Source organism: Micromonospora sp. WMMC415, from assembly GCF_009707425.1.
Classification (GTDB): Bacteria; Actinomycetota; Actinomycetes; order Mycobacteriales; family Micromonosporaceae; genus Micromonospora.
Map to the genome: position 1 here is coordinate 4470935 of NZ_CP046104.1, position 18178 is coordinate 4489112.

Genomic DNA, 18178 nt, shown 5'->3' on the forward strand with positions numbered 1-18178 from the left:
GCGCGGATCTGGCCGGGGTCAGGCGCGCCCGCTGCCGGCTCCCGCCGCCGGCGCGGGCGCGAGGTCGGCCGGCGGCACACCCAGGGCGAGGGCGAGCGCCGGTCCGCCCGCCGGAGTCAGGCGGACCGCCCGGCCGCCGCCCCGGGCCAGCCAGCCCAGGTCGAGGAAGCGGTCGCACAGCGCCGCGCCCAGCGCGCCGGCCAGGTGCGGGCGGCGCTCGGTCCAGTCCAGACAGTCGCGGACCAGCGGCCGCCGGGTGGCACCAAGTCGGGTCGCCGGCACCGCGAGGTCGGCGAGCCAGTCGTGTCCGGTCGGGGTGAGCGCCAGCCCCGACGTGGCGTCGAGCAGTCCCCGGGCCAGCATCGCGTCCCGGAGCAGCACCCCGAGCCGGCCGGCCAGGTGGTCGTAGCAGGTGCGGGCGTACGCCAGGGCGGCGTCGGCCCGGGCGGCGCGCAACGAGCGGACCGGCGCGGGCGTGGCCGGCGCGTGCGCGGCCAGGTCCTCGACGAGCTGGGCGACCGACGGGTCGGCGAGCCGGACGTACCGGTGCCGCCCCTGCCGTTCCTCGGCGAGCAGCCCGCCCCGGACCAGCCGGGTGAGGTGGTCGCTCGCGGTGGAGGGCGCCACCCCGGCCAGCCGGGCCAGCTCGCCCGCGGTCCACGCCCGCCCGTCGAGCAGCGCCAGGCAGATCCGGGCCCGGGTGTCGTCGGCGAGCAGGGCGGCGAGCCGGGCCAACGCCGGACCACCCGTGGCGGCGGTACTCATCCCCCATCCTGGCACACAAGGAAGGGCCCCCTGTTAACGCCTGGCGTTGTACAGGGGCCCCTTCCTAACACCCCGTCAGAGCTTCTCGTAGCAGGGCCGGTCCAGCGTGTACGCCTGCGCCGTCGGCCCCGTGAAGAGGTCCCGCACCCGGCTGACCCCGGTGGGCGCGGCCTGGTCCGGCTTGTAGATCGCGGTCACCCGGACGGCGCCGTCGTTGGGCCCGGCGGCGTAGTTGCCGGCGTTCTCCGGCAGCATGCCCTCGTAGTCCACCCTGGTCAGGGACTTGACCGCCTTGAGCAGCCCGGCGCGGGTCAGATCGCCGTCGGCGACCGCCTTCGCCAGTGCCGCCTTCATCGGGTACGACCACACCCAGCCGGCGGTGTAGCCGTCGTTGGGTGTGACGCCGGGCAGCGCCTCCCGCAACGCCCGGTGGCCGGGGGTGTCGGTGCTCCAGGAGTTCCACGGTGCCGACTGCTCGTACTTCGCCAGCAACGCCGGAGCGGCCGGGCTCTGCAGCAGCGCCGGGTTCCAGGTGGGGCTGGTGCCGATGAACCGGCCGGCGAAGCCGCGGGCGACGGCCTGGCCGACGATGGTCGCCGCGTCGGCCGGGCCCATGGTGAGCACCACCAGGTCCGGCTTGCCGGTCAGGATGGCCTGGATCGCCCCGGCCTGCTTGTCGGCGCCCGAGTCGGTCTTGACGTCGGTGAAGGTCAGCCCGAGGGCCTGCGCGGCGAGCTTCACCCCGGCGGCGGCGTCGTCCCCGTAGTCGCCGGCCAGGTGCACCGCCATCACCGACTTCGGGCTGTACGCCTCCCGGGCGTAGTCGAGGGCGTTCATCGACTCGACGCAGTAGTTCGCGCCGGACTCGATGATGACGTCCTCGAAGGCGTACCCGGACGTCCACGCCGCCGGGGCGGCGATCACGTTGTTGGCCTTCATGTCGCCGAGGATCGCGCCCGTGGTGGGCGAGCCGAGGCTCTGCGCGAGCGCCAGCACGTTCGGTTTGATCTCCTGGTACACCTGGTTGTGGGTCTGCGGGTTGTACTTGTTGTCGCGCACGTACCGGCTGACGTCCACCTCGTAGTCGCCGATCCCGCCGCTCGTGTTGACCCGCTTCCAGAACGCCTTCTGGGCGTCGGTGATCGGCACGGCCAGGGCCCGGAAGGGGCCCTCGGTGAGGTCGGAGATGATGCCGAGGTAGATGCAGCCCTTGTTCTTGTCCACCGCCTCCGGGCAGGGCTCGGAGGTCACGCCCACGTCGGTCTTCAACCCGGACGCGTCGGTCTCGGTGTCACCGCCCCGGCAGGCGGTGAGGGTGCCGGCCAGCAGGACCACGGCCGCCCCGAGGGCGATCCGCGACGTCGCTCTTCCCATGGCTTCCTCACTTGTGTGTCAGTAGGAGAACGGCCACGCCTTCCAGTAGCTGCGGGCCCGTACCCAGAGGCCGAACAACCCGCGTGGTTCGAAGATGAGGAAGACGATGATGAGTACGCCGTAGAGGATCGTCTCCACCTGGAAGACGTTCGGCACCTCGTTCGGCTGGGTGCTGATGAACGGCACCCACGCCTGCAGTTCCCGGGTGAGCCGGGGCAGCAGGGTGATGAAGAACGCCCCGGCGACGGCGCCGGAGATGGTGCCCGCGCCGCCGATGAGCACCATGGCGATGTACTGCACGGACAGCAGCAGGCTGAACGAACCGGGGTCGAAGAAGCCGGTGACGGTGTAGAGCAGCGCGCCCGCGCAGCCGGCGTAGAACGACGACACGGCGAAGGCGACGGTCTTGTAGCGGGGCAGGTTCACCCCGATCACGCCGGCGGCGATGTCCCGGTCGCGGATCGCGGTGAACGCCCGCCCGATCCGGGAGCGGGCCAGGTTGCGCGCGGCGAGGGCGAAGACCAGCAGCAGCGCGAGCATCAACCAGTACAGCTTCTGGTCGCGGGTGGCGACCTCGTCGGTGACGGCGAGCGGCCGCCCGAGGAACTCCAGGGTGGCCGCCGGCCGGCCGACCCCCGCGCCGCCGGTCAGCGACGACCACTCGTTGAAGATGTGCTGGCCGATGAAGACCAGGCCGAGGGTGACGATGGCGAGGTAGAGCCCGCGCAGCCGGGTCGCGAGGGGCGCGACCAGCACCCCCGCGACCGCCGCGACGAGGCCGGCGGCCGGCAGCCAGAGCGCGATGTCGGTGACGCCGAGGCCGATGACCCGGCCGTCCGGGTCGCCGCTGAGGGCCGCGGCCGTGTACGCCCCGATGCCGAGGAAGAACGCGTGGCCGAGGGAGACCTGGCCGGCGTACCCGGTGACGAGGCCGAGCCCGATCGCGCCGATCGCGGCGACGCAGCACACCGCGAGCAGTTGCAGCAGGTCGTCGGTGAGCAGAAAGGGCAGCGTGAACGCCAGCACCAGCAGCGCACCGGTCCACCACCGCTTCGCCGGGGTGTCGAGCAGCGCGAGCTCCTCCGCGTACGACGTGCGCAGCAGCGGCCGACCCCTCATACCCGCTCCACCTCCCGGGTTCCGAACAGCCCGTACGGGCGGACCAGCAGCACGACCAGCATCAGCACGTACGGGGTGATGACCGAGACGTTGCCGCCGAGCCAGGCGACGTCGTTGGCGTACGTGGCGACGAGTTCCTGGAGGACGCCGACGGCGAGCCCGCCGATCACCGCGCCGGGCAGCGAGTCCAACCCGCCGAGGATGATCACCGGCAGGGCGGTCAGGGCGATCAGCCAGAGGGCGCTGTCCACGCTGGCGCCGGCGGCGGCGAACGTCCCGGCGACGGCGGCCAGCCCGCCGGCGAGGGCCCAACTGACCGCGAAGACGGCGCCGACGGAGACGCCGTGCGCGAGGGCCGCCTCCTGGTCGAGCGCGGCGGCGCGCATGGCCAGCCCGGTGCGGGTGAAGCGGAAGAACGCGAACAGCCCGGCGACCAGCAGGGCCGCCGCGGCCACCGCGGCGAGGTGCCGTTGCTGCATCTCCACCGGGCCGAGGGCGAGGGTGCGCAGCCCCCACGGGTCGCCGACGTGCCGCACGTCCAGGCCGATGAACGCGTTGACCACCACCCGGACCGCCACGTCCACGCCGAGGGTGATGATGGCGACGACGAACGCCGGCCGCCCCACCATGGGACGGACGGCGCTGCGCTCCACCCCCAGCGCGAGCAGCGCCGTGCCGAGCGCCGCGAGGGGCACCGCGGCCCAGAAGCCGACGGCCGGGCTGAGGTACGTGACCGCCACGACGCCGGCGAGCATGAACGCCGGCTGCGCGAAGCTGATCACCCGGGTGGCCTTGTAGATGATGACGAACCCGAGCGCGAGCAGGGCGTAGACGCTGCCGGTGCCGAGCCCGCGCAGCAGGCTCTCGATCAGCTCCGTCACCGGTCACCACCCGGGGCGTACAGGTCGTCGACCAGGTCGGCGAAGGCCCGGCCGACGGCCTCCCGGCGGACCTTCTGGGTGGCGGTCAGCTCGCCGTCGTCCTGGTCGAGTTCCTTGGGCAGCAGCCGGAACCGCTTCACCTGCTCGACCGGGGGGTGCCGGCGGTTGACCTCGTCGACGACGCCCCGGACCAGCTCGACCACCTCCGGCTTGGTGGTCAGGTCGCGGTAGGTGGTGTACGCCAGCCGGCGGGTCTGCGCCCACTGCCCGACCGTGTCCGGCTCGATGCCGATCAGCGCCACCAGGTACGGGCGCCGATCGCCGATCAGCACGGCCTCCTTGACGTACGGGGACGCCTTCAGCTCGTTCTCGATGCCGGCGGGTCCGATGTTCTTGCCGCCAGCCGTGATCATGATGTCCTTGGCGCGGCCGGTGATCCGCACGTGCGTGCCGTCCACCCACTCCCCCACGTCGCCGGTGTGCAGCCAGCCGTCCGGCTCCAGCACGGCCGAGGTGGCCTCCGGGTCGTCGAGGTAGCCGGCGAACACGCCGGGGCTGCGGGTGAGGATCTCACCGGTCGCCTCGTCGACGCGCAGGTCCACGCCGGGCTGCGGCTCGCCGACGGTGCCGAGCCTCACCCGCCCGGGGTGGTTGCCGGTGGCGATGGCGGAGTTCTCCGTCATGCCGTACACCTCGTGCATGGGAACCCCGATGCCCATGAAGAAGCGCAGCACCTCGGGGGCGATGGGGGCGGCGCCGGACGCCGCGTACCGGACCCGGCGCACACCGATCCGCTCGCGCAGCGCCCGGTAGCAGAAGACCCAGCCGATCGCGTACGCCAGCCGGGTGGCCGCGGTGTGCCGGCCGCCGGTGGCGACGAGCCGGGCCCCGATCCGGTCGGAGACCCGCAGCCAGAAGCGGGCGACCGCCCGCTTGAGCGGCGAGGCGGTGGCGATCCGCGTGGTGACCGTGGCGAGGATCTTCTCCCAGATGCGCGGCACCCCGAACAGCAGCGTGGGCTGCACCTCGCGCAGGTTCGCCGGCACGGTGGCGATCGACTCGGCGAAGTTGACCTGCACGCCCGCGCCCGCGTTGCTCCAGGTGGTGAAGACCCGCTCGGCGACGTGGCACAGCGGCAGGTACGACAGGATCAGGTCGTCCGGGCCCGGCGGCGGGTCGGCCAGGCCGGCGCCGTCGGTGACCGTCCGCACGGCGAAGTCCACGTTGGCGTTGGTCAGCATGGCGCCCTTGGGCCGGCCGGTGGTGCCCGAGGTGTAGATGAGGGTGGCCAGGTCGGTGTCGGCGGCGGCGGCCATGAGGTGGTCGACCGCGCCGGGGTGGGCCACCCGGTGCGCGGTGCCCAGCGCGAGGAAGTCGTCCCAGTGCAGCAGGGCGCGGTGGGTGTAGCGGCCCCGGACGCCGCGCGGTTCCAGGTAGACCACGTGCTCCAGGTCGGGGCAGTCGTCGATGACGTCGAGGACCTTGTCGACCTGCTCCTGATCCTCGGCCACCAACACGCGCGCCCCGGAGTGGGCCAGCAGGTAACCGATCTCGCCGGCCGGATTGGTCGGGTAGAGGCCGACCGTGGCGCCCCGGACGGCCACGGTGGCCACGTCGGTCCAGAGCCATTCCCGCCGGTTCTCGGCCAGGACGGCCACCCGGTCACCGGGCCGTACGCCCAGGGAGAGCAGGCCGTGCGCCACCGTGGTCACGGTGTCCCAGTAGGACGCCCAGGCGACCTCCGACCAGACGCCACGGACCTTCTCCCGCATGGCCACCCGGTCGGGGGTCGCGCGGGCGCGGTCACGTACCCGGGAGGCGATCGTGGTGGCGGCGGCGCCGGCGGTGTCCGCGGCGGGCGTCCCCGACGGCGCGGTGGTGGTGCTCATGTCCTGGTCACCTCCCCCAGGTAGGCGCGGATGACGTCCGGATGGTGCTGGATCTCCGCCGGGGTGCCGGTGGCCACCGGCTGGCCGAAGTCGACCACCAGGACGCGGTCGGCGAGGTCCATGACCAGGCCCATGTCGTGCTCGACGAGCACCATCGGGATGCCGAGTTCCTCGCGGACGTCGAGGATGTAGCGGGCCATGTCCTCGGTCTCCTCGAGGTTCATCCCGCCCACCGGCTCGTCCAGCAGCAGCAGCTTCGGTTCCATGGCGAGCGCGCGGCCCAGCTCGACGCGCTTCTGCACCCCGTACGGCAGCAGCCCGACCGGCATCCGCCGCCACTGCTCCAGCTCCAGGAAGTCGACGATCTCCTCCACCGCCGCGCGGGCGGCGAGTTCCTCGCGGCGGGCGCGGCCCCGCCACAGGACCGCCGCCAGGGGCCCGTAGCGGATGTGGTGGTGCCGCCCGAGCAGCAGGTTCTCCAGGACGGTGAGGTTGGCGAACAACTCGACGTTCTGGAAGGTCCGGGCCAGGCCGAGGGCGGCGATCTCGTGGGGGCGGCGGCCGATCAGGTCGACGCCGTCGAAGACGACCCGGCCGGCCTGCGGCCGGTAGACGCCGGAGAGCACGTTGAAGATGGACGTCTTGCCGGCGCCGTTCGGCCCGATCACCGCGAACAGCTCCTGGCGGCCGACGGTGAAGCTCACCCCGTCGATCGCCCGGACGCCCGCGAAGGCGAGCCGCACGTCGTCGAAGGTCAGGATCGGCTCGTCGGCCCGGGTCGGCTCGTCGGTCCGGGTCGGCTCGTCGGTCCGGGTCGGCTCGTGGCTCACGACAACCACCGCTTTCGTCGCCGGTAGTGCTTGACGTCCCGGAACGACCGCCGGGTGGACCCGTCGCCGGCGTGCAGCCCGAGGTAGAACTCGCGGACGTCGTCGTCGGCGAGCAACTGGGCGGCCGGCTTGTCGAGCACCACCCGGCCGGTCTCCAGCACGTACCCGTGGGCGGCGATGGACAGCGCCATCGTCGCGTTCTGCTCCACCAGCAGCACCGCGGTGCCGGCGGCGTTGATCCGCAGGATCAGCTCCCGGACCTGTTCGACGAGCCGGGGCGCGAGGCCCAGGCTGGGCTCGTCCAGCAGCAGGTACCGTGGCCCGGCCATCAACGCGCGGCCCATCGCGAGCATCTGCTGCTCCCCGCCGGACAGGTAGCCGGCCGTCCGGCGTCGGCGGTCGGCGAGCACCGGGAACAGCGCGTAGACCTCGTCGAGCCGGGCCGGGATCCGGCGGGGGTCGGTGTGCCCACCGAGGCGCAGGTTCTCCTCGACGGTCAGCTCGCCGAAGATGCGCCGCCCCTCCATCACCTGGGCGACGCCCCGGCGCACGATCGCGGCCGGCCGCAGCCGGTGCAGCGGCTCGCCGTCCAGGGTGACCTCACCCCGGGCGACCTCGCCGTCGTGGATGTCGAGCAGCCCGGTGATCGCCCGCAGCAGGGTGGTCTTCCCGGCGCCGTTCGCGCCGAGCAGCGCGACGATCGCACCGGGCGGCACGGTGATGCTCAGGCCGCGAAGGACCAGCATCACGTCGTCGTAGACGACCTCGAGATTCCGTACCCGCAGCACGGCACCCCCAAGGGTTGCCTGTGGCGTGCGCCACAAGTTACCGAGCATTAAACCCCGCGGAACGCCGCCGCAAAAGATCGGATCGGGTGGATTCAGCGCCGGCCGGACAGGACGTGGACGGACCGGTCGGCGCTGTCGTAGCTCCGGGCGCCCACGAAGGAACCGGTCGGACGGTCCGACCCGACCACCGCCCGCGCCAGGCTCCGGTCCGCATCGCGGAAGCGCAGTGCCAGGCTGAGGTGCGGCGTCCAGTGGTCCGGCGCGTGCCAGGGGTTGCGGCCGTCCGCGTCAGCCAGCACCGCCCAGACCGCGCGGTGCAGTGCGACCAGGTCGGGACCGGGACGCACCAGCCACACCAGCGGAGCGCTGCCGTCCAGCACGGCGACCTCGCCCAGCACGGCCGGCAGCGGCAGCGCCGCGTCCAGGAGGGCGACCAGGCGGGCGACCGCCCCCGGCGGGAAGTCGTCGACGGCGGCGAGCGTCAGGTGTGGACGGTTGGTGGGGTGGGTGTTGCGGGCCAGGCTCGGCAGGCCGGCCAACCCGAGCCGCGCCCACGCCGCCCGCACGGCGGCGTCCAGGCCCGCCGAGCAGACCAGTTCCACCGTACGCACCCCGCCAGGCTAACCGGACGCCCCGCCTCGCCTGGGGCAGCCGGACCGGCCCGGCACCGCTGCGGACCTCCTGCACCGGGCCGACCCGCCCGGACCGCCGCCCCGTCTCCCGTGCCGGGCCGGCCCCGCCCAGACTTGCTCCGGGGCGACTGTGGAGCTGCCCCGTCTATGCGCCCACGGTATCGATGCGCCCCGGTTCGACAGCACGTCCCGCCGGCCCTGTCCCGGTCCGCCCCCGCGGACCCGCTCTCCCCGCGAAACCTGCCCCGTCCATGCGGGCAGCTCCAAAGGACCCGGACCGACACCCACCCGCCCTGATGCCCACGGCAGCGCCCTGCGGGCACGGGTCCACGCCACCCGGCATGGCGGTTTCCGGGGTGGTGTCGCTGGCGCGGCGTTCAGAGCCAGCCGTTCTCCCGCGCGGCTCGCACCGCCTCGGCGCGGCTGCCGACGCCGAGTTTCTGCACCGCCGCCGCCAGGTAGTTGCGCACCGTGCCGGTGGACAGGTGCGCACGGCGGGCGATCGACGCCGCCGGTGCGCCGTCCTGCGCCAGGCGCAGGGTCTCCAGTTCGCGTGGTGTGAGCGGGCAGGGCGGGATCAGCAGCGCGTCGGCGGCCAGCGCGGGGTCGACGTAACGGCCGCCGGCGTGCACCCGCCGGATCACGTCGGCGAGCGCGCCGCCGGGCGCGCCCTTGGGCAGGAAGCCCCGGGCCCCGGCGGTGAGCGCGCGGGCCAGGTGCGGGGGCCGTCCCTGGCCGGTCAGGATGACCACGGCGCAGCCGGGCAGCGCCCGGGACAGCTCGGCGGCGACCTGGAAACCGTCCCGCCGGGGCATCGACAGGTCGACCACCACCACGTCGGGCCGGTGCGCGAGGGCAGCGGTCACCGCGGCGTCCCCGTCGGCGGCCTGCGCGACGACCTCCAGGTCGTCCTCCAGGTCGAGCAGAGCGGCGAGGGCGGACCGGATCAGGTCCTCGTCGTCGGCGAGCAGGACGCGGATCATGCGGCGGTCGGTACGGTCGCCTCGACGGTGAAGACACCGTCGACGCTGCGGGTCCGCAGCTGTCCCCCGACGCCGGCGAGGCGGTCCGCCAGGCCGAGCAGGCCGTGGCTGTGCCGGTCCGGCGCCGCCCTGGCGGTCACCCCGTCGTTGGTCACGGTCATCCGCGCCACGTCGTCCTCCTGGATGATCTCGATCCGGCCCAGCCGGCCCGGCTGTGCCGCAACACGTTGGTGCCCGCCTCACGGAGCACGGCCGCGAGCTGGGTCGCCGCCTCCGGCGGCAGCTCGCCCGCCGGCGGCACGACGGTGCACCGCACCCCGGACGAGCGGAGCACCTCCCCGACGGCGGTGAGCTGCTCGACGAGGTCGACCCTGCGGTACCCGTGCACCGTCCGGCGCAGCTCGGTCAGCGCCGTGGCCGCCAGGCGCTGCGCCTCGCCCGCCTCCCGGCCGGCCCGCTCCGGGTCGGTGGGCGCGAGGCGGGCCGCCAACTCGGCCTTCAGCGCGATGACTGTCAGGTGGTGCCCGAGCAGGTCGTGGACGTCACCGGCGAAGCGCAGCCGCTCCTGCGCCGCCGCCAGCCGAGCCTGGGCCGCCCGTCCCTGCCCCGCCTGCACCAGCAGCTCCCAGAACCACACCTGGAAGCCCGTCACCGCGGCCACGCCCAGGCCGCCCAGGCCGGTGACCAGCAGCGACCGGGCCACCGACGTACCGGACAACCCGGCCACCGCCCCGGCGACGGCGAGTGCGGCGACGTGCGTCGGCGCCACCCAGCGGAACGGGGCCAGTAACGGGACCCCGCCGACGACGGCCGCGCCCAGCCAGGCCCAGGTGGGCCACACGCCGACGGCCACGGGTGCGACGAGCGGAACGCCGAGCACCGCCACGGCGGCGTACGCGGACCGCAGCCGCCGGCGTGACCGGTCGGACGACGCGGGGGTCACCGCGGTGCGCAGCGCCACCGCCAGCACCACCGCGAACGCGCCGAGCCCGGCCGCACCGGCCGTCACCCGCCAGGGATCCGGTTCCCGAGACAGCCCCACCGCCGGCAGGAGCAGGGTGGCGGCCATGCCGGAGGCGAGGGAGACCAGGGTCGCGGTCCGGGCGCGCGACAAGGTCCGGTCTCCGCCCGGCACCGCAGGGTCCGCCACCACGGTCTGAAGCGTAGAGGCGGCGGCCCCACCGGTGGACCCGCCGGGTGCGCACGGTCGGCCCGTGCGTTCCGCCCGGCCGACCGGTGACACCGCGCGGATGGTTCCGGCCGGGCGCCGCCGGAAGGCTCGATCCCATGACAGAGCTGACCTCCACTACGACGACCCCCCACCACGAGGACGGTCGGGCGCGGCGCGCCGGACTCCGGCCCCTGGCCCGGCACCTGTTGGAGATGGCGCTGGCCATGCTGGCCGGGATGCTGCTGCTCGGTCCGGCACGCGGCGCGTTGGCCGGCGCGTTCGGGCTGGCGCCGGCGTCACCCGGCGTCGGAGCGCTGCTCATGGCCACCGACATGAGCGTCGGCATGGCGGTGTGGATGTGGTACCGCGGGCACTCCGGGCCGGCGATCGGCGAGATGACCGCCGCCATGTACGTGCCGGTGCTGCTGTTGCTCGTGCCGTTCCGGGCCGGGCTGATCGACGGTGATGCCCTGCTCATGGGCGGTCATCTGCTGATGCTGCCGGCGATGCTGGTGGCGATGCTCCGGCGCCGCGACGAGTACGCCCGGCACCACGCCTCCCGCCCCACCCCGCGCCAGCACCCGTGGGTCCGCGCGCTGGCCCACCGCTGGCCCACCGGACTCGCCCTGCTGATGACCTTCGGCAACTGGTTCTCGCCGCTGGCGCCCCACCCGTTGGCCCTGCTCGTCCTGCCCGGTGGCTACCTGCTGATCGGGGCGTACCGTGGCCGGCTCGGCGACCGCCGGGTGCTCGCCGTACAACTGGCGGGCCTGGCCGGGTGGACGGCGCTGGCCCTGGCCGCGGTGGCCCTCGGCGGGGACGCCGCCCTCTGGCTGGTGGCCGCCGGGTGGCTGGCCCACGCGGCGTGGGACGCGGTCCACCACCGGCGGAACGAGGTCGTGCCCCGCGGGTACGCCGAGTTTTGTGGCGTCCTCGACGCCGTCGTCGGTGTCACGGTGAGCCTGATGATCCTCGCCACGCCGTGAGGAACGACCGGGGCGCGTGCGGCACCCCTGTCGGCGACGTGATCGGGCATCCGCGGCACGGGGCCGCGGATGCCCGGGCGGCGTGTTGTGCCGGTCGCCGGAGCGGACGCGCGGCGGTGATGGAAGGCTTGCGGCATGAGTTCCGCACCTGTACGGCACGACGCACCCACCGAATCGCCCACCGACGACGCGACCGCCTTCGCCGACCTGGGCCTGCGCGACGAACTGCTGGCCGCGCTCTCGACGCTCGGCTACGAGGAGCCGACGCCGATCCAGCGGGAGGCGATCCCTCCTCTGTTGGCCGGCCGGGACCTGCTCGGTCAGGCCGCGACGGGTACGGGCAAGACGGCCGCGTTCGCGTTGCCGCTGCTGCAGCGGATGCCGGACGACCGGCCGGGCGGGAATCCGGTGGCGTTGGTGCTGGTGCCCACCCGGGAGTTGGCGGTGCAGGTCTCCGAGGCCTTCCACCGGTACGGCAAGGACCTCGGCACCCGGACCCTGCCGATCTACGGCGGCCAACCGATCGGCCGGCAGCTTCGCGCCCTGGACGCCGGGGTGGACGTCGTGGTGGCCACCCCCGGCCGGGCCCTGGATCACATCGCCCGGGGCACCCTCAACCTCGCCGGGCTCGCCACCGTGGTGCTGGACGAGGCCGACGAGATGCTGGACATGGGCTTCGCCGAGGACATCGAGGCGATCCTGGAGCACGCCCCGGCCGAGCGGCAGACCGTGCTGTTCTCGGCGACCATGCCGTCGCGCATCGACGGGCTGGCCCGCCAGCACCTGAGCGACCCGGTGCGCATCCTCATCGCCCGCGAGCAGCCGGTGGCCGGCGAGGCGCCCCGGGTACGGCAGAGCGCGTACCTCGTGTCGCGGGCGCACAAGCCGGCGGCGCTGGGCCGGGTGCTGGACGTGGAGTCGCCCACCGCGGCGATCGTGTTCTGCCGCAGCCGCGAGGAGGTGGACCGGCTCACCGAGACGATGAACGGCCGCGGGTACCGGGCCGAGGCGCTGCACGGCGGGATGAGCCAGGAGCAGCGTGACCGGGTGATGGGCCGGCTGCGCGCCGGCACCGCCGACCTGCTCGTCGCCACCGACGTGGCGGCCCGGGGCCTGGACGTGGAGCAGCTCAGCCACGTCGTCAACTACGACGTGCCGTCGGCGCCCGAGTCGTACGTGCACCGCATCGGCCGGGTGGGCCGCGCCGGGCGGGAGGGGGTGGCGATCACCCTCGCCGAGCCCCGCGAGCACCGGATGCTCAAGACCATCGAACGGGTCACCGGTCAGCGGATCACCGTCGACAAGATCCCCACGGTGGCGGACCTGCGGACCCGCCGCCTGGAGCTCACCCAGGCGGCGCTGCGGGAGAGCCTGCTGGAGGACGACCTCGAACCGTTCCGTGCCATCGTCGAGTCGCTCAGTGACGAGTTCGACCTGATGGAGGTGGCGCTCGCCGCGGTGCGCCTGGCGCACGAGGCCACGTTGCCGGGCACCGCGGACGAGGAGGAGGAGATCCCGCAGGTCGCGGTCCGCCCGGCGCGGGAGGGCCGGCCCGGGTACGAGGGCCGCGGCGACCGGCGCGGCGGCGGCCGGCCCCGCGGCGCCGGCACGACGCAGGTCTTCGTCGGGCTGGGCCGGCGCGCCGGCGTCCGGCCACAGGACCTGGTGGGCGCGATCACCGGTGAGACCGGGGTGAGCGGGCGGGACATCGGGTCGATCGAGATCGCCGACCGGTTCTCGCTGGTGGAGGTGCCGGTCGGGATGGCCGACGAGGTGATCGCCGGGCTGCGCGGCAGTACGATCAAGGGCCGCAAGGCCACCGTACGCCGCGACCGCGACCGCGACACCGACGGCGACGACCGGCGCTCCGACGGTGACCGCCGCTCCGACGGTGACCGCCGCTTCGACGGCCGCCGCGACCGCGGCTGGCAGCGCCGCTGAGCGGTAAGGAAGGGCCCCTTCTCAACGCCTGCGGTAGCGAAAGGGTCCCTTGTTAACACCGCCGCACGTTGCCGACCGGCATCGAGGGCGGCGCCGGAACCACGCCGTTAAGAAGGGCCCCCTGTACAACGCCAGGCGTTAACAGGGGGCCCTTCCTTACACCTCAGGCGGTGGTGAGGGCCGGCGGGCCGTCCAATGCCTCCGTGTCGAGGTCGGCCGGGCGCAGCGCCAGGGCGAGCACGTCGGCGACGTCGGCGAGGGTGTGGACGGTCAGCGCCTCGCGTACCTCGGTCGGCAGGTCGTCGAGGTCCGGTTCGTTGCGCATCGGGATGATCACCTCGGTCAGGCCGGCCCGGTGGGCGGCGAGCAGCTTCTGCTTGACGCCGCCGATGGGCAGGACCCGGCCGGAGAGGGTCACCTCGCCGGTCATCCCGAACTCGGGGCGGACCGGCCGGCCGCTCGCCAGGGACGCGAGGGCGGTGACCATGGTGATGCCGGCGCTCGGGCCGTCCTTCGGCACGGCTCCCGCCGGGACGTGCAGGTGGATCCGCCGTCCGGCGAGGGCGTTCGGGTCCAGCCCGAGCCGCCGCCCGTTCGACCGCAGGTACGACAGGGCGATGTGCGCGGATTCCTTCATCACGTCGCCGAGCTGGCCGGTCAGGGTCAGCCCCGGCTCGCCCTCCATGCTGGTGGCCTCGATGAAGAGCACGTCGCCGCCGGCGCCGGTGACCGCCAGGCCGGTGGCGACGCCGGGCACCGCCGTACGCTCCGCCGACTCCGGGGTGTGCTTCGGCCGGCCCAGGTAGCGGGCCAGGTTGCCGGTGTCCACGCGTACCGGCGTGGGGTCGGTCGCCAGCGCGACCGCCACCTTGCGCAGGATCTTCGCGAGGGCGCGTTCGAGCTGCCGGACGCCGGCCTCCCGGGTGTACTCGCCGGCGATCCGGGCCAGGGCCTCGTCGGCGACGGTCACGTCGTCGGCGGTGAGTCCGGCCCGTTCCCGCTGCCGGGGCAGCAGGTGGTCCCGGGCGATGGCCACCTTCTCGTCCTCGGTGTAGCCATCCAGGGTGACCAGCTCCATCCGGTCCAGCAGCGGGCCGGGGATGGTCTCCACCACGTTGGCGGTGGCCAGGAAGAGCACGTCGGACAGGTCGAGGTCGACCTCCAGGTAGTGGTCCCGGAAGGTGTGGTTCTGCGCCGGGTCGAGGACCTCCAGCAGGGCGGCGGCCGGGTCGCCGGAGTAGCCGACGGCCAGCTTGTCCACCTCGTCGAGGAGCACGACCGGGTTCATCGAGCCGGCCTCGCGCAGCGCCCGGACGATCCGGCCGGGCAGCGCGCCGACGTAGGTGCGCCGGTGGCCGCGGATCTCCGCCTCGTCGCGCACACCGCCGAGGGAGACCCGGACGAAGTTCCGGCCGAGCGCCCGGGCGACGGACTCGCCGAGGCTGGTCTTGCCGACGCCGGGCGGGCCGGCGAGGGCCAGCACGGCGCCGGAGCCGCGGCCGCCGACCACGCCGAGGTTGCGCTCCGCGCGCCGGTTGCGCACCGCGAGGTACTCCAGGATGCGGTCCTTCACGTCGGCCAGGCCGGCGTGGTCGGCGTCGAGCACCGCCCGGGCCGCCGCCAGGTCGGTGTTGTCGGCGGTACGCGTGTTCCACGGCATCTCGAGGACGGTGTCGAGCCAGGTACGGATCCAGCCGGCCTCCGGTGAGGCGTCGCTGGCCCGCTCCAGCTTGCCGACCTCCCGGAGCGCCGCCTCGCGGACCTTCTCCGGCAGGTCGGCGGCCTCGACGCGGGCCCGGTAGTCGGCGGAGCCGTCCGGCTCGTCCTCGCCGAGTTCCTTGCGGATCGCGGCGAGCTGCTGGCGGAGCAGGAACTCGCGCTGGGACTTCTCGAGCCCCTCCCGCACGTCGGTGTTGATCTGCTCGGTGACCTCCTGCTCGGCCAGGTGGTCCTTCACCCAGCCGACCAGCAGTTCGAGCCGGGCGGTGACGTCCGGCGCGGCGAGCAGTTCGGTCTTCTGGGCGAGGCTGAGCCAGGTGACGTAGCCGGCCGAGTCGGCCAGCTCGGAGAGGTCGGTCATCCGCTCGATCGCGTCGATGACCTGCCAGGCTCCGCGCTGTTGGAGCACCGAGGTCATCAGGGCCCGGTACTCGCGGGCGAGTTCCCGGGCGCGGCCGGCGGGTGCCGGCTCGGTTAGTTCGGCCGCCTCGACCCAGAGTGCGGCGCCGGGTCCGGGGACGCCGGAGCCGATGCGGGCGCGGGTGAGGCCGCGGACGACGGCGGCCGGTTCGCCGCTGGGCAGCCGGCCGACCTTCTCGATCGTGGCGACGACGCCGACGGGACCGTACTCGCCGTCGATGCGGGGCACGGCGAGGAGCCGGTGGTCGCCGGTGGCGCGGGCCGCGTCGACGGCGGCCTGGGTGGTCGGGTCGAGGGTCACCGGGATGACCATGCCGGGCAGCAGCACGGCGTCGGTCAGGGGAAGAACCGGAAGAGTTGCCATCGAACACCTGCTATCGCGTTGAGTTGAGCGTGTTCAACTCAAGTAACAAATCGTTCCCCTTGTTCCGAGGTGTGACCCAGGCCACGCCGAACCCGGACGGGCCGGCGGAGTGCCAGCAGTTCCCGCACCGGCCCGCTTCCCCCGCCGACGGCCACCGCGAGCGGGATCGCCACGGTGGTCAGGACCAGGGCGGCGACCGTCGGGCCGGGCAGTCCCGCCAGCAGGGCGACGACGGTGAGGGCCGCGAAGGACACGAGCTTGCGTCGGGCGCGCGGGACGGACATGCGTTCCTCCTTCAGGTAGGCGGCCACGCCGGCCTGCTCGGGGACTGACCGCACGGCACTTTCCGACCGGTGGCACGCCGATTTCGGCGCGGGATTACCCGACCCGCCGAAATGAGGAGGACGCGTTTTCTTGCGGTTATGCCACGCGATACGTCAAACTTTGACCACACCCCGTCCCCACACAGGGAGTAATCGGCGATGGCCAGAAAAGTAATCACGGTTCTGACTGACGATCTCGACGGCGGAAAGGCCGATCGGACCGTCGAGTTCAGCTTGGACGGCGTGGCGTACACGATCGACGTGTCCGACGAGAACGCGGGTGTCCTGCGTAAGGCGCTGGACCCGTACATCAGCGCCGGCCGGCGGATCGGTCGCGGCGGCGTGGAAACGTCGCGGGCACCCCGACGGGGAGCCGGATCCGGCGCCGGAATGGACCGCGAGCAGAACCGCGCGATCCGGGAATGGGCCGTCAAGAACGGCTACAAGATTTCCGAGCGGGGCCGCATCCCGGTGGAGGTCGTCGAGGCCTACAAGAACCGCTGAGCCGGAGCGGGCCGGCCCGCGCGCGGGGTCGTGCCGAAAACGGCACGGCCCCGCCGGCATTTGCGGCCCGCACCATTCCCTCCGGCCGGGACCGTGACCGGCGCCACCCGCGCCGGCCGGCGGCCGCCGTCCTGTCGCACCCCTGGGCTGCAATGATCGCAAAGCCGATCAGCCATTACGGGGACGAGCGGACGGGGGCGGCGGATGAGGCACTGGTGGACGCAGACGGCGGGCGGACTCCCCCGGACCTTCTGGCACCTGTGGACGGCCACGCTGATCAACCGGCTGGGCAGCTTCGTCGCCATCTACCTCGGCGTCTACCTCGTCTCGGTCCGGGACTTCAGCCCCGCGTACGCCGGCATGGTGATCGGGTTGCACGGGGCCGGCAGCGCGGCCGGGGGCGTCATCGGCGGCCTCGTCGCCGACCGTTGGGGGCGCCGGCCCGCGATGCTGGGCGGCAACGTCACGGCCGCCGCCACCGCGCTCTCGCTGGGCCTGGCCGGGCATCCGGTCGCGATCGCCGCCCTGACCCTGCTGCTCGGGGCGTGTCTCGGCGTCGCCCGGCCCGCCTTCACCGCCACGATCATCGACGTCGTCGGTGAGCGGGACCGGCTGCGGGCGCTGACGCTGAACTACTGGGCCATCAACATCGGCTTCTCGGTCGCCGCGACGGTCGCCGGGTTGCTGGTCCGGGTGGACCCGCTGCTGCTGTTCGTGATCAACGCCATCGTGCTGCTGGGCACCGCCGCGTTGATCGGTCTCCGCGTTCCCGAGTCCCGGCCCGTCGTGCCGGCCGCCGGCGCCCTCACCCGCGCCGGGAGCGGCGGTCTGGGCACCGTCCTGCGGGACCGGGTCTTCCTGACGTTCACCGCGCTGACCGGCCTGGCCTGGCTCTGCATCGAGGCGAGCGTGATGCTGCCGGTCTCCTTGCAGGCCGACGGGCTGCCGGCCGCCGCGTACGGGCCGATCATCGCGGTCAACGGTCTGTTGATCGTGCTCGGCCAGCTCTTCGTGCCGCGCCTGGTCGGCCGCTTCGACCGGTCGCGCACCATCGCGGTCGCCGTCCTGGTGATCGGCGCCGGGTTCGCCCTCACCGCGCTGGCCGACAGCGTCTGGTTCTACGCGGTCACGGTGCTGGTCTGGACACTCGGCGAGATGGCCATGACCCCGTCGAACTCGGCACTGACCGCCGACCTCTCACCGACCGCGCAGCGGGGGCGCTACCAGGGCGTCTACTCGCTCGGGCACGCGTTCGCCACGTTCGCCGGGCCGACACTGGGCGGCCTGGTCGCCCACCGGTTCTCCGTCGACGCCCTCTGGTTGGGCCTGTTCGGCCTGGCGCTCGCGGTGGCCGCCGCGAACCTGCTCGCGGCCCGGTCCCGCACGCGGCGGATCGCCGCGCTCCGGGCGGCGGCGCCCACGGCGGCTCCGCCGGCACCGGTCGCGGCCTGAGCACGGGGCGGGGCCGCCCGGTACCCCCGGACGGCCC

Annotated in this window: 17 protein-coding genes; 4 read left to right on the plus strand and 13 right to left on the minus strand. The window is 73.8% G+C overall.

The window, feature by feature from the left end:
• Positions 1-18 precede the first annotated feature (18 nt).
• From GKC29_RS21085 to GKC29_RS21130, 11 genes are all read right to left on the minus strand, one after another.
• Positions 19-765: a helix-turn-helix transcriptional regulator gene (locus GKC29_RS21085; protein ID WP_155332464.1), complete on the minus strand. Its 747-nt coding sequence runs from the start codon at positions 763-765 to the stop codon at positions 19-21.
• Between the two features lie 75 nt (positions 766-840).
• Entirely contained in the window at positions 841-2139 is a 1299-nt protein-coding gene (locus GKC29_RS21090) for an ABC transporter substrate-binding protein (protein WP_155332465.1), read from the minus strand.
• 18 nt (positions 2140-2157) lie between these two features.
• Positions 2158-3258, minus strand: a complete 1101-nt coding sequence (locus tag GKC29_RS21095) for a branched-chain amino acid ABC transporter permease (RefSeq protein ID WP_155332466.1) — start codon at positions 3256-3258, stop codon at positions 2158-2160.
• Positions 3255-4139 carry a branched-chain amino acid ABC transporter permease gene (locus GKC29_RS21100; RefSeq protein WP_155332467.1) on the minus strand — a complete coding sequence of 295 codons (885 nt, stop codon included), beginning with the start codon at positions 4137-4139 and terminating at the stop codon, positions 3255-3257. The genes GKC29_RS21095 and GKC29_RS21100 overlap by 4 nt, the downstream gene beginning before the upstream one ends.
• Entirely contained in the window at positions 4136-6028 is a 1893-nt protein-coding gene (locus tag GKC29_RS21105; RefSeq protein ID WP_155332468.1) for a long-chain fatty acid--CoA ligase, read from the minus strand. The genes GKC29_RS21100 and GKC29_RS21105 overlap by 4 nt, the downstream gene beginning before the upstream one ends.
• The gene (locus tag GKC29_RS21110) at positions 6025-6858 is read right to left on the minus strand and encodes an ABC transporter ATP-binding protein (RefSeq protein WP_155332469.1); all 834 of its coding nucleotides are present in this window, start codon (positions 6856-6858) and stop codon (positions 6025-6027) included. The genes GKC29_RS21105 and GKC29_RS21110 overlap by 4 nt, the downstream gene beginning before the upstream one ends.
• A complete protein-coding gene (locus GKC29_RS21115) occupies positions 6855-7694 on the minus strand; it encodes an ABC transporter ATP-binding protein (protein ID WP_370463271.1) in 840 nt (279 codons plus the stop codon). Before GKC29_RS21115 ends, GKC29_RS21110 begins: the two co-directional genes overlap by 4 nt.
• A gap of 44 nt (positions 7695-7738) precedes the next feature.
• A complete protein-coding gene (locus GKC29_RS21120; RefSeq protein ID WP_155332471.1) occupies positions 7739-8257 on the minus strand; it encodes a 2'-5' RNA ligase family protein in 519 nt (172 codons plus the stop codon).
• Positions 8258-8655: 398 nt separating this feature from the next.
• Positions 8656-9261, minus strand: a complete 606-nt coding sequence (locus GKC29_RS21125; RefSeq protein WP_155332472.1) for a DNA-binding response regulator — start codon at positions 9259-9261, stop codon at positions 8656-8658.
• Positions 9258-9431: a hypothetical protein gene (locus GKC29_RS30070; protein ID WP_230688740.1), complete on the minus strand. Its 174-nt coding sequence runs from the start codon at positions 9429-9431 to the stop codon at positions 9258-9260. Before GKC29_RS30070 ends, GKC29_RS21125 begins: the two co-directional genes overlap by 4 nt.
• On the minus strand, positions 9419-10414 hold the full coding sequence (locus GKC29_RS21130) for a sensor histidine kinase (protein WP_230688741.1): 996 nt from the start codon (positions 10412-10414) through the stop codon (positions 9419-9421). Before GKC29_RS21130 ends, GKC29_RS30070 begins: the two co-directional genes overlap by 13 nt.
• 134 nt (positions 10415-10548) lie before the next feature.
• On the opposite strand from GKC29_RS21130, the gene GKC29_RS21135 reads away from it, so the two are divergent.
• Together GKC29_RS21135 and GKC29_RS21140 are read left to right on the plus strand one after the other, a co-directional pair.
• Positions 10549-11418, plus strand: coding sequence for a hypothetical protein (locus GKC29_RS21135; protein WP_230688742.1), 870 nt, complete (start codon positions 10549-10551; stop codon positions 11416-11418).
• Between the two features lie 135 nt (positions 11419-11553).
• Positions 11554-13359 carry a DEAD/DEAH box helicase gene (locus GKC29_RS21140; RefSeq protein ID WP_230688743.1) on the plus strand — a complete coding sequence of 602 codons (1806 nt, stop codon included), beginning with the start codon at positions 11554-11556 and terminating at the stop codon, positions 13357-13359.
• A 163-nt stretch (positions 13360-13522) separates the two neighbouring features.
• Here GKC29_RS21140 and lon read toward each other — a convergent pair whose 3' ends face one another.
• Both lon and GKC29_RS21150 read right to left on the minus strand, forming a co-directional pair.
• Positions 13523-15862 carry an endopeptidase La gene (lon, locus tag GKC29_RS21145; protein WP_155332473.1) on the minus strand — a complete coding sequence of 780 codons (2340 nt, stop codon included), beginning with the start codon at positions 15860-15862 and terminating at the stop codon, positions 13523-13525.
• Between the two features lie 38 nt (positions 15863-15900).
• Positions 15901-16146: a hypothetical protein gene (locus GKC29_RS21150; RefSeq protein WP_155332474.1), complete on the minus strand. Its 246-nt coding sequence runs from the start codon at positions 16144-16146 to the stop codon at positions 15901-15903.
• Between the two features lie 198 nt (positions 16147-16344).
• On the opposite strand from GKC29_RS21150, the gene GKC29_RS21155 reads away from it, so the two are divergent.
• The gene (locus GKC29_RS21155; protein ID WP_155332475.1) at positions 16345-16689 is read left to right on the plus strand and encodes an Lsr2 family protein; all 345 of its coding nucleotides are present in this window, start codon (positions 16345-16347) and stop codon (positions 16687-16689) included.
• Positions 16690-16893: 204 nt separating this feature from the next.
• Positions 16894-18141: an MFS transporter gene (locus tag GKC29_RS21160; RefSeq protein WP_155332476.1), complete on the plus strand. Its 1248-nt coding sequence runs from the start codon at positions 16894-16896 to the stop codon at positions 18139-18141.
• The last annotated feature ends 37 nt before the right edge of the window (positions 18142-18178 follow it).

What these genes read in the sequence shown, in the direction of transcription:
- GKC29_RS21085 (WP_155332464.1), bottom strand. Translation starts at nt 765, where the DNA reads ATGAGTACCGCCGCCACGGGTGGTCCGGCGTTGGCCCGGCTCGCCGCC.
- GKC29_RS21090 (WP_155332465.1), bottom strand. Translation starts at nt 2,139, where the DNA reads ATGGGAAGAGCGACGTCGCGGATCGCCCTCGGGGCGGCCGTGGTCCTG.
- GKC29_RS21095 (WP_155332466.1), bottom strand. Translation starts at nt 3,258, where the DNA reads ATGAGGGGTCGGCCGCTGCTGCGCACGTCGTACGCGGAGGAGCTCGCG.
- GKC29_RS21105 (WP_155332468.1), bottom strand. Translation starts at nt 6,028, where the DNA reads ATGAGCACCACCACCGCGCCGTCGGGGACGCCCGCCGCGGACACCGCC.
- GKC29_RS21115 (WP_370463271.1), bottom strand. Translation starts at nt 7,694, where the DNA reads ATGCTCGGTAACTTGTGGCGCACGCCACAGGCAACCCTTGGGGGTGCC.
- GKC29_RS21125 (WP_155332472.1), bottom strand. Translation starts at nt 9,261, where the DNA reads ATGATCCGCGTCCTGCTCGCCGACGACGAGGACCTGATCCGGTCCGCC.
- GKC29_RS21135 (WP_230688742.1), top strand. Translation starts at nt 10,549, where the DNA reads ATGACAGAGCTGACCTCCACTACGACGACCCCCCACCACGAGGACGGT.
- GKC29_RS21140 (WP_230688743.1), top strand. Translation starts at nt 11,554, where the DNA reads ATGAGTTCCGCACCTGTACGGCACGACGCACCCACCGAATCGCCCACC.
- lon (WP_155332473.1), bottom strand. Translation starts at nt 15,862, where the DNA reads ATGGCAACTCTTCCGGTTCTTCCCCTGACCGACGCCGTGCTGCTGCCC.
- GKC29_RS21150 (WP_155332474.1), bottom strand. Translation starts at nt 16,146, where the DNA reads ATGTCCGTCCCGCGCGCCCGACGCAAGCTCGTGTCCTTCGCGGCCCTC.
- GKC29_RS21155 (WP_155332475.1), top strand. Translation starts at nt 16,345, where the DNA reads ATGGCCAGAAAAGTAATCACGGTTCTGACTGACGATCTCGACGGCGGA.
- GKC29_RS21160 (WP_155332476.1), top strand. Translation starts at nt 16,894, where the DNA reads ATGAGGCACTGGTGGACGCAGACGGCGGGCGGACTCCCCCGGACCTTC.